Genomic DNA, 18,914 nt, shown 5'->3' with positions numbered 1-18,914 from the left:
CCCTTACAGCATCCCCGGCACAACCTGATCGGGTGGGCGGTGACCGTCGGCGAAGGTCTTGATGTTGATGATCACCTTCTCGCCCTGCTCAAGCCGCCCCTCGAGCGTGGCTGACCCCATATGGGGCAGCAAGACCACATTGGGCAGCGCGCGCAACGCGGGCGAGACCTCGGTGCCATGTTCATAGACATCCAAGCCAGCGCCCCCCAATTCCCGCGCGACCAGCATCCGCGTCAGGGCGTTTTCGTCGATCACCTCACCCCGTGAGGTGTTGATGATGACGGCGGAGGGTTTCATCAGCTTCAGCCGCCGCGCGTTCATCAGATGAAAGGTTGACGGGGTATGCGGGCAGTTGATCGACAAAATGTCCATCCGGCTGACCATCTGGTCCAGACTTTCCCAATAGGTGGCATCCAGTTCGGCCTCCACCTCGGGGCGCAGGCGCTTGCGGTTGTGGTAATGCACCTGAAGCCCAAAGGCGCGGGCGCGGCGCGCCACGGCCTGGCCAATCCGGCCCATGCCCAGAATGCCCAGCCGCCGTCCGCCCAGACGCCCGCCCAGAAACGCGGTCGGTGTCCAGCCCGTCCAGCTTCCGGCTTGCATCACAGTCAGCCCTTCCGGGATCCGCCGCGTCACCGACAGCATCAGGGCCATCGTCATGTCTGCGGTGTCCTCGGTCACCACACCGGGGGTGTTTGACACCAAAATGCCCCGGCTCCGCGCGGTGGCCACATCGATATGGTCCACGCCAGCCCCGAAACTGGCAATCAGTCGCAGCCGCTCGCCCGCCTTGGCGATCAGGCCCGCATCAATCTGATCGGTGATCGTCGGCACCAGCACATCGGCCCGCGCCATCGCCGCCGCCAGCTCTTCGCGGGTCATCGGGCGGTCATCGTCGCGCAGTTCGACGTCGAACAATTCCTTCATCCGTGTCTCAACGGGTTCGGGCAAGCGTCGCGTCACGACAACACTCAGACGTCCTGCGGGCATAAGGGGCCTCCCTGCACTTCCAAATCGCATCTCAGAATGGCAAAGTGACGACAAGCGGGGCAAGGCACAAGCCCCGGCAAGCAGTAACGGCGGCAGGCGGGGCGACAATACAGCCCCAAATGTCGCGAAAGGCACGGGCAATGACAGGGTTTTGGGGGTTTCGGGCTGTGGGCATCGGGATGATGCTGGCCATCGGCACGACATGGGGCACCCTGCCCGCCGCAGCGCAGGTCAGCGCAGGCGGCACGGTCTCGGTGGCCGCGCCGACCGAAGGCGGCCTTACCGCCTCGCCCCGACCAAAGCCCAACCCGATCCATGCCGCCGCAGCGCCCATCGCAGAGCCCGTGCCCGAAAGCGCGCCCGAGGCCGCTGCAGCCCCTGCCCCGGCAGCAGCCCCCGCCAATCCGGCCCCGGCGGCCAAGCCAGCCACCCCCCCGCGTGACCCCTCTAAAGGCGCGGTGACCAACCTGCCGATCCCACGCTTTGTCAGCCTCAAGGGCAATGAGGGCAACGCCCGGCGCGGCCCCAGCCTGACCCATCGCATCGACTGGGTGTTCACCACCCCCGGAATGCCGCTGCGCGTGACGGCCGAACATGAAAACTGGCGGCGCGTCGAGGATGCCGAGGGCTTGGGCGGCTGGGTGCATTACGCGCTTTTGTCCGGCGTGCGCTCGGCCATCCTCACCGCCAATCTTGCCGATTTCCGCATGCAACCCGACCCGGCCTCGGCCGTCAGGTTTCAGGCCGAACGGGGTGTGATCGGCAGGCTTCTGGCCTGCACCCCCGATTGGTGCCGGATGAACGTGCAAGGCGAACGCGGCTGGGTTGAGAAATCGGCGCTTTGGGGTGTGATCCCCGGCGAGATTTTGGAATAATCGCACCAGCTTTGTCGGCAACGCTTGATCGCACGCCCCACCGCGCCTAAAGCGCGCTGAACCTGTCGCAAAGGACCACCCGATGTCCGACCCGCATCCCGTCCGCCTGAACCTGACGGCTGGCGCCGCCTCGGTGGCGGTGGCCGCTCTTCTTGTGGCGCTGAAGCTTTGGGCTTTAGGCGAAACTGGGGCGCTGTCGGTGGCGGCCTCGCTGGCCGATTCTGCGATGGACCTGATGATCTCGCTCGCCGCGATGGCGGCGCTGATCTATGCCGCCAAACCCGCCGACGAAGACCACGCCTTTGGCCATACCAGCGCCGAGGATCTGGCCGCCTTGGGTCAGGCGATCTTTATCCTCATCGCATCTGGCGTCATCGCCTTTGCCGCCACCCAGCGCCTTTTGGACCCGTCAACGCCGCAACTCCAAGCGCAAGGGCGCGGCATGGTGGCGATGGGGCTGTCGGTGGTGCTGACGCTGGGGCTTGTGTGGTGGCAAGGCCGCGTGGCGCGCGCCACGGGCAGCCGGGTCGTGGCTGCCGATCGGCTGCATTATCTGGGCGACCTTCTGCCCAACATCGGGGCCATCGTGTCGCTTTGGGCCTCGTCGGCCTATGGCATGGGCCAGATCGACTCGGTTGTGGCGATTGGCGCGGCAGTGATGCTGGCCTTAGGCGCCCTGCGCATCGGCAAGGGCGCGTTTGATGCGCTGATGGACCGCCGCGCCGATCCCGCCATCATTGCCAGCATCGGTAAGATTGCCGCCGACTGGCCGGGCGTGCATGGCTATCACGATCTGAAAACCCGCACCGCTGGAAGCCGCATCTTCGTGAACATTCATATCGAGTTGGACGGCAGCCAAACCCTGCGCGAAGCCCATGACATAGGCGCAGGCCTGCGCCGCGCCATCCTGAGCGCCTATCCCCAGACCGATGTCATCATCCACAAGGACGTGGTGGGCGAGACCTGAAGCTCTTCATGGCCAAGCTGCCACTTTTTTCAGCAAATTTGCCCATATCTCTTGCATCGCGCGGCGACTGGCCGCACTCTCGCGGGAATTATCCATTCGTATAACAAGACACTCATGTCCACTGATCGCCGTCCCTATCGCCGCGAACCCGAAGAAGCTCGCCGCGAGGCGCTGATTGAAGCCGCGCTCGAGCTCGTGGCGGTTGGCGGGCCACAGGCGGCGACCGTGCGCGCCATTGCCGCCCGCGCGGGCGTGACGCCGGGGCTGATCCGCCATTACTTCGCCACCAAAGAAGAACTGACCCGCGCCGCCTATCGCCGCTTCGTGCAGATGCTGACCGATGACAGCGCCGCCGCCCTAAGCGATGCCGGCCCCGACCCCACAGCAAGGCTTGCCGCTTTCGTCGCGGCCTCGCTCCGCCCGCCGGTGGTGGACGCGCATCGCCTTGGGCTTTGGGCCGGGTTTCTGAACAGCTTGCGCAGCGACCCCGAGATGCGCCAGATCCACGAACAAGGCTACCGCGCCTATCGCGACATCCTCGAAGGGCTGATCGCCGCCCTGCCGCGCAAGGCCAACCCCGCGCAATGCCACCGCGACGCCATCGCCTGCAACGCGGTGATCGACGGGCTATGGCTGGAAGGCTCGGCCCTGCCGCAAGGCTTTGCCTCGGGCGAGTTGCAAGCCATCGGCCTTGCCGCCGTCTCCGCCATCCTCACCATTCCTCTGAAAGACCCCAGCGCATGAGATATTCCGCCCTGACCGACCGCCTCCAAGGGCTTGGCGGTGCCAAATGGGAAATTCACGCAGCGGCCCGCAAGATGAAGCGTGAGGGCCGCGACGTTATCGAGCTGACCATCGGTGAGCCGGATGTGCCCTGCCCGCCCGATCTGATTTTGGCCGCCACCGCCGCCATGGAGGCAGGCCGTACGGGCTATTCCAACGGCCATGGCGAACCCGCAACGCTGGCGGCCATTGCCCAGCGCTACACCGCCCGGCGTGGCCGCGCCTTTGGGCCTGAAAACATCATGACCCTGCCCGGCACCCAGACCGCGCTTTATGCCGTGCTCTGCACCCTTCTGGGCCCCGGGGATGAGGTGATCGTGGCCGACCCGATGTATGCCACCTATGACGGGCTGATTGCCGCCACGGGTGCAACAGCGGTTCCCGTGGCCCTGCGCCCCGAACAAGGTTTCCGCCTGCAAGCCGCCGATGTCGCGGCCAAGATCACGCCCCGCACCCGCGTTTTGTTCCTCAACACCCCCCACAACCCCACGGGTGCGGTGCTGCGCGCCGATGAGATCGCCGCCTTGGGCGCGCTCGCCCTTGCCCATGACCTCTGGATCGTCTCGGACGAGGTCTATGAGGATATGGTGTTCGACGGCGTGCCCTTTGCCTCGCCGCTGGATCTGCCAGAGTTGGCCGAGCGTACGGTTGTCACCTCCTCGATCTCCAAATCCCACGCAGCGCCCGGCTTTCGCTCGGGCTGGTGCGTCGGCCCGGCCGAGTTTTGCGCCCGGATGCTGCCCCTCTCTGAAACCATGCTGTTCGGCAGCCAACCCTTCATCGCCGACATGACCACGCTGGCCGTGACCCAAGGCTCCCCCGTCGCGCGCGGCATGGCGGCGCGCTTTGCCGCCCGCGCGGGGATGATCCATGACCGGCTGCACGGGGTTGCGGGCCTTGCCGTTCACCGCCCCGAAGCGGGCATGTTCGCCCTTCTCGACATCCGTGCCTCGGGCCTGTCCGGCAGCGCCTTTGCCCGCGCGCTTCTGACCGAGGCCGGTGTCGCCTGCATGCCCGGCGAAAGTTTCGGTGTCGGGGGCGATGGGGGGCTTGCAGGCTGGCTGCGCCTGTCGCTTACTCAACCCGATCCCGCGATTGATGCGGCCTGCACCCGCATCGCCGCCTTTGCCGCCAAGACCATAGGAGAGCCTAAATGAACACCGTCGGCATGAGACTGGTCGAAGGGCTGCATGCCCGTGGGGTTGAGGTGGTCTTTGGCATCCCCGGCGTGCATACCGTTGAAATGTATCGCGGATTGTCCGGAAGTCCGGTGCGACATGTGACGGCGCGGCACGAACAAGGCTGCGCGTTCATGGCCGATGGCTATGCCCGTGCCACCGGCAAGCCCGGCGTTGCTTTGGTTATCACTGGCCCCGGCCTGACCAATGCCATCACCGCCATGGCCCAAGCGCGCGAAGATTCGATCCCGATGCTGGTGATCTCGGGCGTCAATCGGCGCGGGTCCTTGGGCAAGGGCTGGGGCCTGCTGCACGAATTGCCCGACCAGCAGGCGATGATTGCCACCCTGTGCCCGACCCGCCGGATCACCGACCCGTCGCAAGTGGCCGAAACCCTGGATTGGGCCTTTGCCGCAATGACCACCGGCCGCCCCGGCCCGGTGCATATCGAAGTGCCGACCGACGTGATGCCGATGGAATGCGCGGCCCTGCCCGCGCCCGCCCCCCTGCCCGCCCGCCCAGCGGCCAAAGGCCTTGAACAGGCGGCCGAACTTCTGAATGCCGCCGCCGATGTGGTGATCCTTGCCGGCGGCGGCACCCGCGGCCAAGAGGCCGCGCTTAAGGCGCTGGCCGAGCGGCTGGACGCGCCAGTTATCCAGACCGTCAACGCGCGGGGCATGATGCATCATCACCCCTTGACCGTGCCCGCCTCGCCCAGCCTGTCCTCGGTGCGGGATCTGATCCATTCCGCCACCTGCGTGCTGGCCATCGGCACCGAATTCGGCTGGACCGATTATGACATGTATGTCGTGGGCGATCTGCCCGCACGCCCCGACATGATCCGCATTGATGCCTGCGCGGAACAACTCGCCCGCCTGCCCGCCGCGCTCACGCTGCAGGGCGACGCCGGGGCCACCATGGCCGCGCTTCTGCCGCACCTGACCGCCAAACAGGCCAGCGGCCCGGCCCGCGCCGCCGCCACCCGCGACAAGGCCCGCGCCGAACTGGCCCAGCTTGACCCCCTGATGCCCAACCGCCTGACCATGGTCGAGGTGGTGCGCGCCGCCCTGCCCGGCTGTCTGATCGTGGGCGACAGCACCCAAGCGATCTATGCCGCCAACCTGTACTATGACCACGACCGCCCGGGCGGCTTTTTCAACGCCGCCACCGGCTATGGCGCCTTGGGTTACGGCCCCGGCGCCGCCGTGGGTGCGTCCATCGGCACGCCCGGCGCCAAAGTCGTCTGCCTGATCGGCGACGGTGGGCTGCAATTCTCGCCCGGTGAACTCCGCACGGCGGTGGATGAGAAATTGCCGATCACCTTCCTTGTCTGGAACAACGCCGCCTATAACGAGATCGCCGACGCCATGCGCGCGGCCAATACCGAGGTGATCGGCTGTCACCCCTCGCCCCTGAACATGGAACCCTTCGCAGCCGCCTGCGACCTGCCCTATACCTCGGCCCCCCTAGACCCCGAGGCGCTGTATTGGGCGCTGTCCCAGCCCCATAACGGCCCAAGGTTGATCGAGGTGCGGGTCAGGGCCTGAGGCACACTGATTTTCGGTCGAAAATATTCCCTATCCCGGCAATCCCGGGTTTGTACGGATCAGGCTGGGACGCTCTGCCACGTCCGCCCACCAACGCGACAAGGCGGAACAACGCGCCAAAAGCGCCGCCCCTTCTGGCGCAACGGTGAAATAGTCCAGCATGGGGGCGAGGTGGCACTCGGCCAGCGTCATTTGGCCTTTGGCCAGCACCAACCCTTCAGCCGCAACCGACTCGAGCGCCGCAAGCACCTTGCCGGACGCCCGCAGCCCCGCCGCAACTTCGGCCTCGTCCAAGGCTTCCCCGTTTGCCGGACGAAAGACCCTGTGTTCAAAGACCTGCCGCACCATGTGCCGGTAGCCGTAGGCATCGATCATCGCGATTACCTGCGCCATACGTGCAATGGCGCTTGGCAGGCGGGGCGTCAGCGCCGGGTCTGGAAAGGCTGCGTCAAGATACCGGGTGATCGCGTTCGTTTCGTAGATCTGAAAGCCCCCATTGCTCAATACCGGCACCATGCCAAAAGGATGTGGGTTTGCCGCAGCAGAACTTTCCTCCTCAAACGGGTTTACTTCGGACAGATCATAGGCCAACGACTTTTCTGCCAGAACCACCCTGACAATGCGGGTATAAACGCTGTAGCGATACCCATGAAGGCAAAGCACTTTGTCTGTGGTCATCATGTCGCGCCCAGTTCCATCACCATCACCCAGCGATCCAACCCAGGGCCAATGCCGTTTTTCGTGACCTCTGTAACGCTGAATCCCAGCCGGACATAGAACCCGGCGCTCAGTTGGCTGGTTTCCATTGCTACCCGGTCCACCCCCACCACAAGGCGGATTGCCCCCAGCCGCGCATCTGACAACGCCTGACCGATGCCCTGCCTCTGCCGGGCTCGGTCAACCATACCATAGGTCAGCCTCGCCGTCTCACCCGCCACCTCAAAGCCGCCACATGCCACCACTTGGCCCCTCGCCTCGCCCACCAGATAGGGCCAAGGCCCGATGTCGTTCAGAAAGGCGATAAACTCGGCCCGTTCCTCCGGGGCAAAGGATTCCGGCGTATTGCTGTCAAACAGGCGAAGACAGGCGGCGAAATCGCTGGAACGGTAAGGGCGGAACAGTAGGTCATCCATCGCCCAAGGCTAGCGCCCCACCCCACGCGGGTCCATCCCCGCAACGCCCCTTTATTTTGATCAAATTTTTCTGCATAACAGCGCCAACCACCCTCAGGGAGTCGCCCCATGGCCCAAGACCTGATCGCCGGCATCGCCAAGGATCGGCTGGAAAAACTCGCCCAGCGCGAGGCCAAACGCTATGCCGCCGCCCGCCCCAAGGCCAAGGCGGCGCTGGCGAAGGGGGCTGATGCGTACTTGGGCGGCGTGCCGCTGCATTGGATGACCGACTGGCCCATGCCGCACCTGCCGATTGTGGCCCGCGCCAAAGGCGCGCGTCTGACCGACATCGACGGCTATGAGATCGACGATTTCTGTTTGGGCGATACCGGGTCGATGTTCGGCCATTCGCCTGCACCCGTCGCCAAGGCGATCCGCGCCCAAGCCCCCCGGGGCCTGACCTATATGCTGCCCACCGAAGACGGCCTCGCGGCGGGGCGGCTGTTGCAAGAGGTGTTCGGCCCCTTCCGCTGGCAGATCGCCACCACCGCGACCGATGCCAACCGCTTTGCCATCCGCGTCGCGCGCGCCATCAGCGGGCGGCCCAAGATCCTGGTGTTCAACGGCTGCTATCACGGCACCGTAGACGACGTGATGGTGGAGCTCTCAGGCGGCAAAACCCAAAACCGCCAAGGGCTTATGGGCCAAGTGGCAGACCTGACCCTTGGGGCGACAGCGGTTGAATTCAACGACCTTACCGCCGTGGAAGCCGCGCTGAAAACCGGTGAGATCGCCGCGATCCTGACCGAACCGGTGATGACCAACTCTTGCATGGTCCTGCCCGACGCGGGCTTTCACGATGGCTTGCGCCTGCTCTCGCGCCGCTACGGCGCGCTCCTTATCATCGACGAGACGCACACCATTTCTTCGGGCCTTGGCGGCTATACGGCCGTGCACTCCCTCTCACCCGATATCTTCGTCGTCGGCAAATGCGTGGCCGGTGGCCTGCCCACCGCCGTTTGGGGGCTGAGCGACGAGACCGCAAAGCGGTACGAGGAGGCCAATGCAAAACGCGCGCCCGGCCATTCCGGCATGGGCACCACGCTTTCCGCCAATCCTTTGCAATTCGCCTGCCTGAAGGCCACCTTGGGCGAGGTGATGACGGCCAAAAACTACGCGCATATGGAAAAGCTTGCCGAACGGCTCTCGCACGGTTTGGCCGAGGTGATCGCGCGGCACAAGGCCCCGTGGCACGTCGTGCGCGTCGGCGCGCGGGTCGAGTTTATCTGTGCCCCCGGCCCGTTGCGAAACGGCACCGAAGCCGGCCATGCCCACCAGCCGCAGGCCGAAGCCGCGCTGCACACCGCCCTTCTCAACCGTGGCAGCCTGATCGCACCCTTCCACAACATGATGCTTGTCAGCCCCGCCACGAAGAAACGTCAGGTCGACCGCCTGATCACCGCCTTCAATGACGTGCTGACCGAACTGTTTTCCTGAAAGATCAAGACCATGACCAGCCCATCTGGGTCCACCCCCGCCGAAGCCGAAGCCTTCCTCGCCGCCCATCCCGAGATTGAGGCCTTCGATATCGTCCTGCACGATTCCAACGGCATCGGGCGTGGCAAGATCATCCGCCGCCATGAGCTCTTGTCGATCTACAAGTCTGGCCGCCACATGCCGATCTCGATCCTCGGCTTGGATATCTGCGGCGAGGATGTCCATGAAACCGGACTGATCTGGGACCAGGGCGACGGCGACCGCCGCGCATGGCCCATCCCCGGCACGCTCGTGCCGCTTGTGGGCACCACCCCGCCGCGCGGCGAGGTGTTCATGTCGCTCTACAATCTCGACGGCTCCCAGATGACCTCGGACCCTCGCCACGCCCTGCAACGACAGGTCGACGCCATGGCCGCCGAGGGGCTTTACCCCGCCGCGGCCTTTGAGTTGGAGTTCTTCCTTCTGGAAAACGACCGCGACGCAAACGGCAAGATGGTCCCGGCGCGGGATGTGCTCGACCGCCGCCGCAACTCGAAAACCGATGTCTACTCGGTTGACCAGCTTCACGGCATGCTGCCCCTCTTCAACGACATCTACGCAGGCGCCAAGGCGGCAGGCATCAAAGCCGAAACCCTGATCTCGGAATTCGCGCCCGGCCAATACGAACTCACGCTGCACTACCGCGACAACGTTCTGCAGGCGGCGGATGATCTGATGCGCCTGAAGCGCCTCGTGCGGATGCACGCGCGGCTGCATGGCGTCACCGCCTGTTTCATGGCGAAACCGAATGAGGATTACGCAGGCTCTGGCATGCACTTGCATGTCTCCCTGCAAGACGCCAAAGGCCAGAACGTCTTTGTCGAGGCGGTCGAAGGCCAGTACAACGACACGATCCTGCACGCCATCGGGGGGCTTCAGCAAACCATGGGCGAGGCGATGCTGGTCTTTGCCCCGCACGCCAATTCTTGGCGCCGCTTTGCCAGCCAATCCTACGCGCCGGTCTCCCCCACATGGGGCGTCAACAACCGCTCGGTCGCGCTGCGCATCCCCGCCGGCGACATCCGCGCGCGCCGCATCGAACACCGCCCGGCTGGCGTGGACGCCAACCCCTACCTTGTGGCCGCCACCGTTTTGGCCGGCATTCGCCACGGCCTAAAGCACCGCATCGATCCAGGACCAGAGGTCACCGGCAACGGCTATGAGGCGGAAACCACCGTGGTCATCCCCGAAGACTGGCGCTCGGCCATCAGACTGGCCCAAGGCTCGGCTTTCCTCAAAGACGCGCTGGGCGAGGACATGCACCGCACCTTCACCGCCGTCAAAGCCGCCGAATACGCCCGCGTGATGCGCACCGTCTCCGAGGTGGATTTCGACCTGTATCTGCACACGGTCTGAAGCCGTAGGGCGGGGTTCAACCCCGCCTTACCCCCAGCGACAGGCCCCCGCGCAAACCGCGCGCCCTTCGCGCACAGCCTCTGCGATGATCCCCGGCACCCGGGCATCCAAGCCCAGCGCGGGCAAAAGCCGCCCCTGAAACCCAGCCTCATTCAAGGCCGCCGGAATGTCCTGCACCACATGCCCGCCCTCGGCGGCAAAGAACGGCAAACAGACCGCATCGGCCCCAAACCCTTGCAGGTCGGCAAGCCTCGGCTCCTGATCGATAAAGCCACAGACCGCGCGCCGCCCTTGCGCCACGACCATCCCCGCCACGCGCCCCGCAATCGCGGCCGGCACCGGGCTTTTGAAGCTGCCATGCGCGGCGATAATCGCCTCAGACGCCCCGCTTTCGGCCACCAGATCCACCGCCAAACCCTGCACGGCCTCCAAACAGCCAAAGGGCTCCAGCATTTGCCAACCCTGTGCGCCCGCCGCCGCCAATTGGCTCGGCAAATGCACCCGCGTGAACCAGCCCCCGGCCATGAACATCGGAAACACCAAAAGCCCCGGCCCCAGCCCCGCCACCGCCGCCGCCAGCGCGCCCGGGCTGGCCAAGGTTGCCGACCCCACCGCCCAGCCGGGCAACACCGCCGCCACCGCCTCGGCCAGCCGCGCCAAAGCCGCCTCCGCCGGACCGGGGTCCGAGGGCTGACCATGTGCCACAATCAAAAGCTGACCTGCCGTTTTCATCTTGGTCCAAATACTCCCGCCGGAGGCTCCTCAGGTCGCCCCCCAGACATCCGCGTCGGGAACTGACACGCCGCTGTCACCAGACCACCTTAACCTGCCGCAAACAAGGGAGAACCCGATGAAACTCGTCAAGCTGGAAACCTTCACCACTCCCTTCGTGAGCTTCGTGCGCGCCACGTCCGAAACGGGCGCGCAAGGCTGGGGCCAGCTGTCCACCTATCACGCCGACATCACCGCGCAGATCTTCCACCGTCAGGTGGCGCCCTATGCGCTTGGCACCGATGCGCTCGACTTCGCCGATACGATCCAGCGCAACTATGAGAAAGAACACAAATACCCCGGCAGCTACCTGCGCCGCGCGCAGACCGGGCTCGACACCGCGCTCTGGGACCTGCGCGGCAAACATGAAGGCAAGTCGGTGGCCACCCTTCTGGGCGGCAGCCCGGGCAAGGTCCGCGCCTATGCCAGCTCGATGAAACGCGACATCACGCCCGAGGATGAGGCCGCCCGCTTTGTCCACCTGCGCGACACCTACGGCTTTACCGCCTTCAAATGGCGGGTGGGGGCCGAATGTGGCCGCGACATCGACGAATGGCCCGGCCGCACCGAGGCGGTGGTGCCCGTGGTGGCCAAAGCCCTTGGCGACGGCATCGACAAGCTTGTCGATGGCAATTCCTGCTACTCCCCCGCCCGCGCGATCGAAGTGGGCAAGATCTTACAAGACAATGGCATTGGCCATTTCGAAGAACCCTGCCCCTATTGGGAGCCTGAGCAGACAGCCGAGGTTCGCGCGGCCCTCACGCTCGACGTGGCCGGGGGTGAGCAGGATTGCGAATATTCCAGCTGGCAATTGATGTTCGACCGCAAGGCGGTCGACATCGCCCAACCCGACATCATGTATATGGGCGGCATGCACCGCACGATGCATGTCTGCCGCATGGCCGCCGCCCATGGCCTGCCCGTGACGCCCCACGCCGCAAACCTTTCGCTCGTCACCCTGTGCACAATGCACCTTCTGCGCGCGATCCCGAACGCCGGTAAGTATCTCGAGTTCTCCATCGAAGGCGCGGATTACTACCCGTGGCAGCAAGATCTCTTCGTCAACGACCCCTATAAGATCGAAGATGGCCACGCGACCGTGACCGACGCGCCGGGCTGGGGGGTGGAGATCAATCCCGCTTGGCTCGACCGCGCCCAGTATCAGGTCTCCACCCTCGACTGACCTGCGCCAGATGGCCCCTTTCCCGGGCCTCTGCACTCCTATATATCCGCGCGCATGACCCAGCTTGACCTCATCCGCAACTTCTCCATCGTGGCCCACATCGACCACGGCAAATCCACCCTCGCTGACCGGCTCATCCAGATGACCGGCACAGTGGCTGCGCGCGATATGAAGGCGCAGATGCTGGACAGCATGGATATCGAGCGTGAACGCGGCATCACGATCAAGGCCAACACGGTGCGGATCGAGTATCCCGCCAAGGATGGCAAAACCTATATCCTGAACCTGATCGACACCCCCGGCCACGTTGACTTTGCCTATGAGGTCTCGCGCTCCATGCGCGCCGTCGAAGGCTCGCTTCTGGTCGTCGACGCCTCCCAAGGGGTCGAGGCGCAAACGCTGGCCAACGTCTATCAAGCGCTGGACGCGGGCCACGAGATTGTGCCCGTCCTGAACAAGATCGACCTGCCCGCCGCCGAGCCCGAACGCGTGCGCCAGAACATCGAAGACGTCATCGGCCTTGATGCCTCTGACGCCCTTATGGTCTCGGCAAAGTCCGGCATCGGCATCCCCGATGTGCTGGAAGCCATCGTCACCCGCCTGCCCGCCCCCAAAGGCGACCGCGACGCGCCGCTGAAAGCGATGCTCGTCGATTCATGGTACGACCCCTACCTCGGCGTCGTCGTCATGGTCCGCATCATGGACGGCGTCATGAAAAAGGGCGACCGCGTCCGCATGATGCAAACCAACGCCGTCTACGGCATCGACAAGCTGGCGGTTCTCAAACCCCAGATGGTCGATATCCCCGAACTGGGGCCGGGCGAGATCGGCATCTTCACCGCCTCGATCAAACAGGTCCGCGACACCCGCGTTGGCGACACCATCACCCACGAACGCAAAGGCTGCGCCGAGGCCTTGCCGGGCTTCAAGCCCGCGCAACCCGTGGTGTTCTGCGGCCTGTTCCCGGTCGACGCCAACGAGTTTGAAAACCTGCGCGAGGCGATTGAAAAGCTTTCGCTCAACGACGCCTCCTTCTCGACCGAAATGGAAACCTCTGCCGCGCTTGGCTTCGGCTTCCGCTGCGGCTTCTTGGGCCTGTTGCACCTTGAGGTCATCCGCGACCGGCTTGAGCGCGAATATGACATTGACCTCATCACCACTGCGCCATCCGTGGTGTTCAAGCTTTATATGAAAGACGGCGAAGTGCGCGATCTGCACAACCCCGCCGACATGCCCGACCTCACCTTGGTCGACCACATCGAAGAGCCGCGCATCAAGGCCACCATCATGGTGCCCGACAACTACCTCGGCGATATCCTGAAGCTGTGCCAAGACCGCCGCGGCATCCAGCTTGACCTCAGCTATGCCGGCAACCGCGCCATGGTGGTCTATGACCTGCCCTTGGCCGAAGTGGTCTTCGACTTCTACGACCGCCTGAAATCGGTGACGCAGGGCTATGCCAGCTTTGACTATACCCTGTCGGAATACCGCGAGGATCATCTGGTCAAGATGTCGATCCTTGTGAACGAAGAGCCGGTCGACGCCCTATCGATGATGGTCCACCGCGACCGGGCCGAGGCCCGCGGCCGCGCCATGGTGGAAAAGCTGAAAGACCTGATCCCCCGGCACATGTTCAAAATCCCGATCCAAGCGGCAATTGGCGCCCGCGTGATCGCGCGTGAGACGCTGTCGGCCATGCGCAAGGACGTGACGGCCAAATGCTATGGCGGCGACGCCACGCGGAAGAAAAAGCTGTTGGAGAAGCAGAAGGCCGGCAAGAAGCGGATGCGCCAGTTCGGCAAGGTGGAGATTCCGCAGGAGGCGTTTATTGCTGCCCTCAAAATGGACAATTGATTGTCCTATTTTGAGGGGCGGTGGGCGGCAGCGATTGGCCTGCCAATCGCGTGCCCACTCGGTGGCAGGATGTGGATGGCGGTTTGGCGCTGAAGATAGATGGGTAGCGTTATATAATGATGCGTTGATGCAATGGTTTTGTGCTCATTCGTTACATCAAGCATAGGTGCTGAGTTGGACATTATTTTTGTTGATGAGCAAACGGCAAAAGTGAACGGACACGCATTTACAGAATTGATGGGCTTTCGCATCCCAGCGACAGAATATCCCATCCTAAGGGAAAGGTTGGTAATTGAATTAAGCGCGGTCCTGCAGCTTGTTACTCAGGGTCAAGAGCAGACCAGATTTGTCAAGAATTTTCCAGTTCTGCATGGAACAGATTTTTTGAACGACTATTCTGACTTCATAAAAATTGAAGCTTTGCATGTAATTTTTTCAGTTGTTGCGAATCATAATGTAACCTTCTCTAGGATTGGCTATTTTCATGATTCTGACCTTATCAAAGGCCAAGCACTGGCCAAGGAGCATAGCGCAAAGTCTACATCCTTTTTTGGATTGTGGGCTGCCTTGTGGAAGAAGGAAAGATCACCAGCAGTTGTTGTTTCTGAATTAGATGTTCAAAGTCTTCGGCATTTCAATATGACTAGTACATCCAAAATACCTGACTTATTCAATCTTGGAAAGGAGAGCGCTTCGCTTCCGGTGGACAAGATGATTGGTCACTTCTTTGCATTGAAGGATGAAATTGGGTGCCAAGTTGCTGACTTGGCGCTCTACGCAGCTCTAAAATCCATGTCGTCTGGATCGGAGTACCACAACGCCGTTGGAAATAAATTTTCTCTAATCAGCGATAGATTTGAAGTTGATAGAATTATTTGGTGGAACGACACGTCCAAGAGCGTGCTTCGAGTTTAGCGCAAGCCTAGCGTACTGAAATTCATATCATCCGTTTCCGCTTTATGCGCCCGTACTGTGGGCAAGTGCATGATGCGCATTCATTGCGCACCTCCCCCCACACAGGCCCGCGCCCGACCTCGGGACGGCGCGCCAACCAATGTTCTAGGCACTTTATCCCTCAACCCCTCCCACCAAATTTCTGCTGGCTACGGTCGCAGACGCGCCCTCCCGGGGGGAGGTCGGGCGCGGGCCGGCGGCGCATTCGCGCCTTGATTCCGGCCAAGGGGTGATTGTGGCGGACGGTCTGTCCTACCCGGCCCGCGAAAGCGTTCGCGGGCGTTCGCACCTGAAAACGGTCCACTGGACCGTTTTCCCCCGCCAAGGGGCGGGGCGGTTCTCACCCCACCGAATTTCTGCTGGCAACCGTCGCAACGCGCCCTCCCGGGGGGAGGTCCCATCTCGGCGATTGCAAAGGGCAATCGCCTGCCGGGCAACGGGGCGCGGGCCGGCGGCGCATTCGCGCCTTGATTCCGGCCTTTGGCGGCGCAAGCGCCGCTAAATCCACCTCTGTTTGATGGGGTTTTCGTTACTCAACACACCCCGGCACCCGCAGATCGCGGCAGAAATAGCCCGCGGCACCGCCGACGATAGCGCCTGTGAGCGGGCTGCCGCCCGTCGCGCCGCCAATCACCGCACCGCCCGCCGCTCCGGCAAGGCCGCGTTCGGCGTCATTGGCAAGGCAGGCCGACAGGCCAAAGGCCGCCGCCGTACAAAGGGCGAGTGTTTTCAGCATTTCAGGGGCGTTCAAAACCATGGCACATCTCCGGATCACTGCAGGATTGCAGGGGAAATCCTGCGCTGATCCGGGGGGCTTTGCACTGATGCACATTGGTCCGGGCGCAACATGGGCGGCATTCCCGCCCCCACGCCGCCCCAAACCGGCGAAACTTCGCTGCGCCATTTCTCAGATCGCCTGCGCCACGTAGGCCGGGGCACCCCGGCCTCACATCACGCCGGATCGGCGTCGTTCCGGTCCGACTTGCGCACCGGCCAGATCGGATGCGCCACAGGGTCTTTCGCCTTGAACAGATAGTGCCGGAAGATCTGGGCATAGTTTTCAAACACATAAGCCTCATTGCGCCGCCGGTAATGATCGCCGCGCGCCGCGTAAATCCCCGGCAGGCGATACCACGGCGCCTTGGGGTGCATGTGGTGCACCGCATGCAGGTTGTTGTTCAGGAACAACAGCGCCAAGGGTCCGCGATCCTCGACAATCACCGACCGCGCCCGAAACGCCTCATGCGCGCGATGCTCAAGATAGGTGCGGATTTTCAGAAGCCCATAGCCGAAATAGGCCGCCAGAACCCAAGCCCAAACCGGCATCTCGGTAAAGGCCCAAAGCCAAGCCACCACCATCGCCACCCCGATGGCATGCAGCCCCCAAGCCAGCCTAATCCGCGCATCCCCCGCCCGGATCGCCGCGATATCGGGGCCAGAGAAAAACCAGATGCTGATCGCAGGACCCAGCAAAATCCGCCCGATCAGCGTGTTATTGGCCCTGAGCAGCGCCTGAACCCAGCCCGGCGTGCGCGCCCAGACGGCCGGGTCCATGTAATTCGCCTCGGGGTCGTCATAGGGGTCGGTCAGGTTCGGGTCATAATGGTGCTGCAGATGAGAATCTTTGAACCGGATGTAGGGCACGAAAAGCGTGAAGCCGATAAAGACCAGCGCCTCGTTCAGGGTCTGGTTGCGGAACGGATGGCCGTGCAGAACCTCGTGTTGCAAGGATGAGAACTGCGCGATGGCCAGCGCCGTGACGATCACCGACAAGACCCCCGAAACCGGCCACAAGAGCGTCCCCGCCGCAAAAGCCCCATGGGCCAGCCCCAGCATAGCAAGCGTGGGCCATTCAATCTCATGCGGCATCGCGCGGGTGGTCATCGGCGGTCTCCTGTCGTCGTGGTGAAGCTAGCACTTGCATTGCGGCCCCGGAACTTGGAGGTTACGCAGCACAAAGTCGCAAATGTTTTGGAAAGTCACCAGATGACAGATAAACGCAACCGTGCGGCGCTGTTCCGCAGCAGGCTGGCGCTGGCCATGGCGGCCAGCGGCCAAAGCCAAAGCGCGCTGGCGCGGGCAGTGGGGGTGGATAGGTCCACCTTTTCCGCGCTTTTGGCCCCCGGCACGCGCCTGCCCAACGCCCAAGGCGTGGCCGAGGCGGCGACGGCGCTGGGGGTGTCGTCCGATTGGCTTTTGGGGCTGACGGACAGGCCCTTGCCACTGGACCGCGCCTTGGACCAAGCGATGAGCCTGACCGACGCGCCGCGCGCGCTGTTTGATGAGACGATCTTCGGCTGGCACCGCGAGGCCGCGGGTTACAAGATCCGCCATGTGCCCGCGACCCTGCCCGATATCCTGAAAACCCGCGCTGTGGTGGAATGGGAATACCGCGACACCTTGGGCGGCACGGCGGCGGCGGCTATTTCGGCCTTCGAGACCCAGCTTGGTCATCTGCGCGGCGCGCGGTCCGATTATGAAATCGCGCTGCCCTTGCATGAGATCACCTCATTCGCCCAAGGCACTGGCTATTGGGCGGGCCTGCCCGACCCGGCGCGCGCCGAGCAGTTGGACCGACTGATCCGCCTGACGGATGAGCTTTATCCCGGCCTCAGGCTCTACTTCTACGACGCCCACCAGGTCTATTCCGCCCCGGTCACCGTCTTTGGCCCGCATCTGGCGGTGATTTATCTGGGCCGCACCTATCTCAGCTTTCGCGACCCGGCACGCGTCGCTGCGATTTCGGCGCATTTCGACTGGCTGGTGCGCGAGGCCCCCTTGGGCGCGCGGGAGGCGGGCGCGCATTTGCGCGCGCTTCGGGCGGCGATGGCGGGTTAAAGCGGGCGGAACTGGGTCATGTCGTAGCCGTTCCAGTCCAAAATCTCGCGCGCCGCCGTCATGCGGTCACCGGATATGGCCACGCCCCGGTTCAAGACGAAGCCAAACCCGCCCGAGGGCGTGCCGATCACCAGCGTGCGATAGTCGCCATCGGCCCAAAGCACCCACCACTCCTGCCCCGCCACGGCAAAGCGGCCCGGCCCCGTAGGCTGCAAGCGGCCCGAACCCTTGACGTCCCGGCCATTCAGGCACAGCCGAAACGCAACGCGACCGTTCGGCTTGATATCCACCCCGCCAGCGCGGCAGCCTTCGGCCCCAAAGGTGCCAACCTGCTGCCAGCGGCCGGGCAGCTTGGCACTGTCCAGAACAGCCGAGGAATAGATCTGCCCGCCCGCCGGGCGAAAGGCCCCTTCGGGTGCAGCGGCAGGGGCCGCGACGCAGGCGCTGAGGCCCAAGGCGAGCGCGAGGGCGGCAAGTTTCGGGGTCAGTCCAGACATAGCGTCACCTCGCGACCATCATCTTGCAGGATATCATTGCAGCCAAACATCGGGGTGATCGGCGCACAGGTGCCGGACCGGGCCAGACAATAGCCCTCACATTGGCTTTGGCGGGTGCAGGCCTTGCCCCCGTCGCGGGTGAGCGTAACACAGGCCTTGGCCCCGCTTTTGCCCGCCTTCGCCCATGTGCCGCCGGTTTTCAGGCAGCGCGCCTCTTCCGGCGAGGCGGGGGGGGCGGGTGCGACCTCTTCGGTCGCCTCCGGCACCGCCGGAGCCGCCTCATCGGACGCGGGGGCGGGTTGTGCCGCAGGCGCGTCCAGCGAGGTGGTCTCGATCAGCTCGGCTGCAAGCGGGCTGGCCTCGGGCGCGGCTGAACTCAGGTCAGACGCCCCCTGCCCCGGCACACAGGCCGAAAGCATCACAACCGCCAGAAGAGCCATCCACCGCATCACAGCATCCCACGCGCCACTCAT

19 protein-coding genes are annotated in these 18,914 nt (G+C 63.9%); 11 read left to right on the top strand and 8 right to left on the bottom strand.

What is annotated here, in order from left to right; translation table 11 throughout:
- Positions 1 to 3 precede the first annotated feature (3 nt).
- The gene (locus AC72UB_RS11845; protein ID WP_505189970.1) at positions 4 to 990 is read right to left on the bottom strand and encodes a 2-hydroxyacid dehydrogenase; all 987 of its coding nucleotides are present in this window, start codon (positions 988 to 990) and stop codon (positions 4 to 6) included.
- 140 nt (positions 991 to 1,130) lie between these two features.
- Here AC72UB_RS11845 and AC72UB_RS11840 point away from each other — a divergent pair, with 140 nt between their 5' ends.
- The 5 genes from AC72UB_RS11840 (at position 1,131) to AC72UB_RS11820 (ending at position 6,340) form a co-directional block, all read left to right on the top strand.
- On the top strand, positions 1,131 to 1,865 hold the full coding sequence (locus AC72UB_RS11840) for an SH3 domain-containing protein (protein ID WP_505189969.1): 735 nt from the start codon (positions 1,131 to 1,133) through the stop codon (positions 1,863 to 1,865).
- Between the two features lie 82 nt (positions 1,866 to 1,947).
- Positions 1,948 to 2,832 carry a cation diffusion facilitator family transporter gene (locus AC72UB_RS11835; protein ID WP_505189968.1) on the top strand — a complete coding sequence of 295 codons (885 nt, stop codon included), beginning with the start codon at positions 1,948 to 1,950 and terminating at the stop codon, positions 2,830 to 2,832.
- Positions 2,833 to 2,946: 114 nt separating this feature from the next.
- Positions 2,947 to 3,576 carry a TetR/AcrR family transcriptional regulator gene (locus tag AC72UB_RS11830; RefSeq protein WP_505189967.1) on the top strand — a complete coding sequence of 210 codons (630 nt, stop codon included), beginning with the start codon at positions 2,947 to 2,949 and terminating at the stop codon, positions 3,574 to 3,576.
- Positions 3,573 to 4,772, top strand: coding sequence for a pyridoxal phosphate-dependent aminotransferase (locus AC72UB_RS11825; protein WP_505189966.1), 1,200 nt, complete (start codon positions 3,573 to 3,575; stop codon positions 4,770 to 4,772). Before AC72UB_RS11830 ends, AC72UB_RS11825 begins: the two co-directional genes overlap by 4 nt.
- Positions 4,769 to 6,340 (top strand): 5-guanidino-2-oxopentanoate decarboxylase, encoded by a 1,572-nt coding sequence (locus tag AC72UB_RS11820; protein WP_505189965.1) that lies wholly within the window; start codon positions 4,769 to 4,771, stop codon positions 6,338 to 6,340. Before AC72UB_RS11825 ends, AC72UB_RS11820 begins: the two co-directional genes overlap by 4 nt.
- Positions 6,341 to 6,370: 30 nt before the next feature.
- Here AC72UB_RS11820 and AC72UB_RS11815 read toward each other — a convergent pair whose 3' ends face one another.
- Positions 6,371 to 7,018: a glutathione S-transferase family protein gene (locus AC72UB_RS11815; protein ID WP_505189964.1), complete on the bottom strand. Its 648-nt coding sequence runs from the start codon at positions 7,016 to 7,018 to the stop codon at positions 6,371 to 6,373.
- Positions 7,018 to 7,473: a GNAT family N-acetyltransferase gene (locus tag AC72UB_RS11810; protein WP_505189963.1), complete on the bottom strand. Its 456-nt coding sequence runs from the start codon at positions 7,471 to 7,473 to the stop codon at positions 7,018 to 7,020. Before AC72UB_RS11810 ends, AC72UB_RS11815 begins: the two co-directional genes overlap by 1 nt.
- A gap of 108 nt (positions 7,474 to 7,581) precedes the next feature.
- Between AC72UB_RS11810 and AC72UB_RS11805 the strand changes: the two genes are divergently transcribed.
- Entirely contained in the window at positions 7,582 to 8,949 is a 1,368-nt protein-coding gene (locus AC72UB_RS11805; RefSeq protein WP_505189962.1) for an aspartate aminotransferase family protein, read from the top strand.
- Positions 8,950 to 8,961: 12 nt separating this feature from the next.
- Complete coding sequence (locus AC72UB_RS11800; RefSeq protein WP_505189961.1) at positions 8,962 to 10,344, top strand: glutamine synthetase family protein; 1,383 nt, start codon at positions 8,962 to 8,964, stop codon at positions 10,342 to 10,344.
- A 27-nt stretch (positions 10,345 to 10,371) separates the two neighbouring features.
- Here the strand turns inward: AC72UB_RS11800 and AC72UB_RS11795 are convergent, their stop codons facing one another.
- A complete protein-coding gene (locus AC72UB_RS11795) occupies positions 10,372 to 11,076 on the bottom strand; it encodes a sirohydrochlorin chelatase (RefSeq protein WP_505189960.1) in 705 nt (234 codons plus the stop codon).
- A gap of 118 nt (positions 11,077 to 11,194) precedes the next feature.
- On the opposite strand from AC72UB_RS11795, the gene AC72UB_RS11790 reads away from it, so the two are divergent.
- The 3 genes from AC72UB_RS11790 (at position 11,195) to AC72UB_RS11780 (ending at position 15,067) form a co-directional block, all read left to right on the top strand.
- Positions 11,195 to 12,298, top strand: a complete 1,104-nt coding sequence (locus tag AC72UB_RS11790; protein WP_505189959.1) for a mandelate racemase/muconate lactonizing enzyme family protein — start codon at positions 11,195 to 11,197, stop codon at positions 12,296 to 12,298.
- Positions 12,299 to 12,352: 54 nt separating this feature from the next.
- The gene (gene lepA, locus AC72UB_RS11785) at positions 12,353 to 14,152 is read left to right on the top strand and encodes a translation elongation factor 4 (RefSeq protein WP_505189958.1); all 1,800 of its coding nucleotides are present in this window, start codon (positions 12,353 to 12,355) and stop codon (positions 14,150 to 14,152) included.
- Positions 14,153 to 14,326: 174 nt separating this feature from the next.
- A complete protein-coding gene (locus tag AC72UB_RS11780; protein WP_505189957.1) occupies positions 14,327 to 15,067 on the top strand; it encodes a hypothetical protein in 741 nt (246 codons plus the stop codon).
- A gap of 568 nt (positions 15,068 to 15,635) precedes the next feature.
- Here AC72UB_RS11780 and AC72UB_RS11775 read toward each other — a convergent pair.
- Together AC72UB_RS11775 and AC72UB_RS11770 are read right to left on the bottom strand one after the other, a co-directional pair.
- Positions 15,636 to 15,863: a hypothetical protein gene (locus AC72UB_RS11775; protein ID WP_505189956.1), complete on the bottom strand. Its 228-nt coding sequence runs from the start codon at positions 15,861 to 15,863 to the stop codon at positions 15,636 to 15,638.
- A gap of 194 nt (positions 15,864 to 16,057) precedes the next feature.
- The gene (locus AC72UB_RS11770; protein WP_505189955.1) at positions 16,058 to 16,990 is read right to left on the bottom strand and encodes a fatty acid desaturase; all 933 of its coding nucleotides are present in this window, start codon (positions 16,988 to 16,990) and stop codon (positions 16,058 to 16,060) included.
- Between the two features lie 102 nt (positions 16,991 to 17,092).
- Between AC72UB_RS11770 and AC72UB_RS11765 the strand changes: the two genes are divergently transcribed.
- On the top strand, positions 17,093 to 17,944 hold the full coding sequence (locus tag AC72UB_RS11765) for a helix-turn-helix domain-containing protein (protein WP_505189954.1): 852 nt from the start codon (positions 17,093 to 17,095) through the stop codon (positions 17,942 to 17,944).
- Here AC72UB_RS11765 and AC72UB_RS11760 read toward each other — a convergent pair.
- Together AC72UB_RS11760 and AC72UB_RS11755 are read right to left on the bottom strand one after the other, a co-directional pair.
- Positions 17,941 to 18,441 (bottom strand): lipocalin family protein, encoded by a 501-nt coding sequence (locus tag AC72UB_RS11760; RefSeq protein ID WP_505189953.1) that lies wholly within the window; start codon positions 18,439 to 18,441, stop codon positions 17,941 to 17,943. The two genes, AC72UB_RS11765 and AC72UB_RS11760, sit on opposite strands and share 4 nt — an antisense overlap.
- Positions 18,429 to 18,890: a hypothetical protein gene (locus tag AC72UB_RS11755; RefSeq protein WP_505189952.1), complete on the bottom strand. Its 462-nt coding sequence runs from the start codon at positions 18,888 to 18,890 to the stop codon at positions 18,429 to 18,431. The genes AC72UB_RS11760 and AC72UB_RS11755 overlap by 13 nt, the downstream gene beginning before the upstream one ends.
- Positions 18,891 to 18,914: the final 24 nt, after the last annotated feature.

It is taken from the genome of Allotabrizicola aquatica (SeqCode) (assembly GCF_965194375.1).
Classification (GTDB): Bacteria; Pseudomonadota; Alphaproteobacteria; order Rhodobacterales; family Rhodobacteraceae; genus Tabrizicola_A; species Tabrizicola_A aquatica.
Note: the sequence above shows the minus strand (reverse complement) of the source record. Positions and strands in the feature narration are given on the sequence as shown.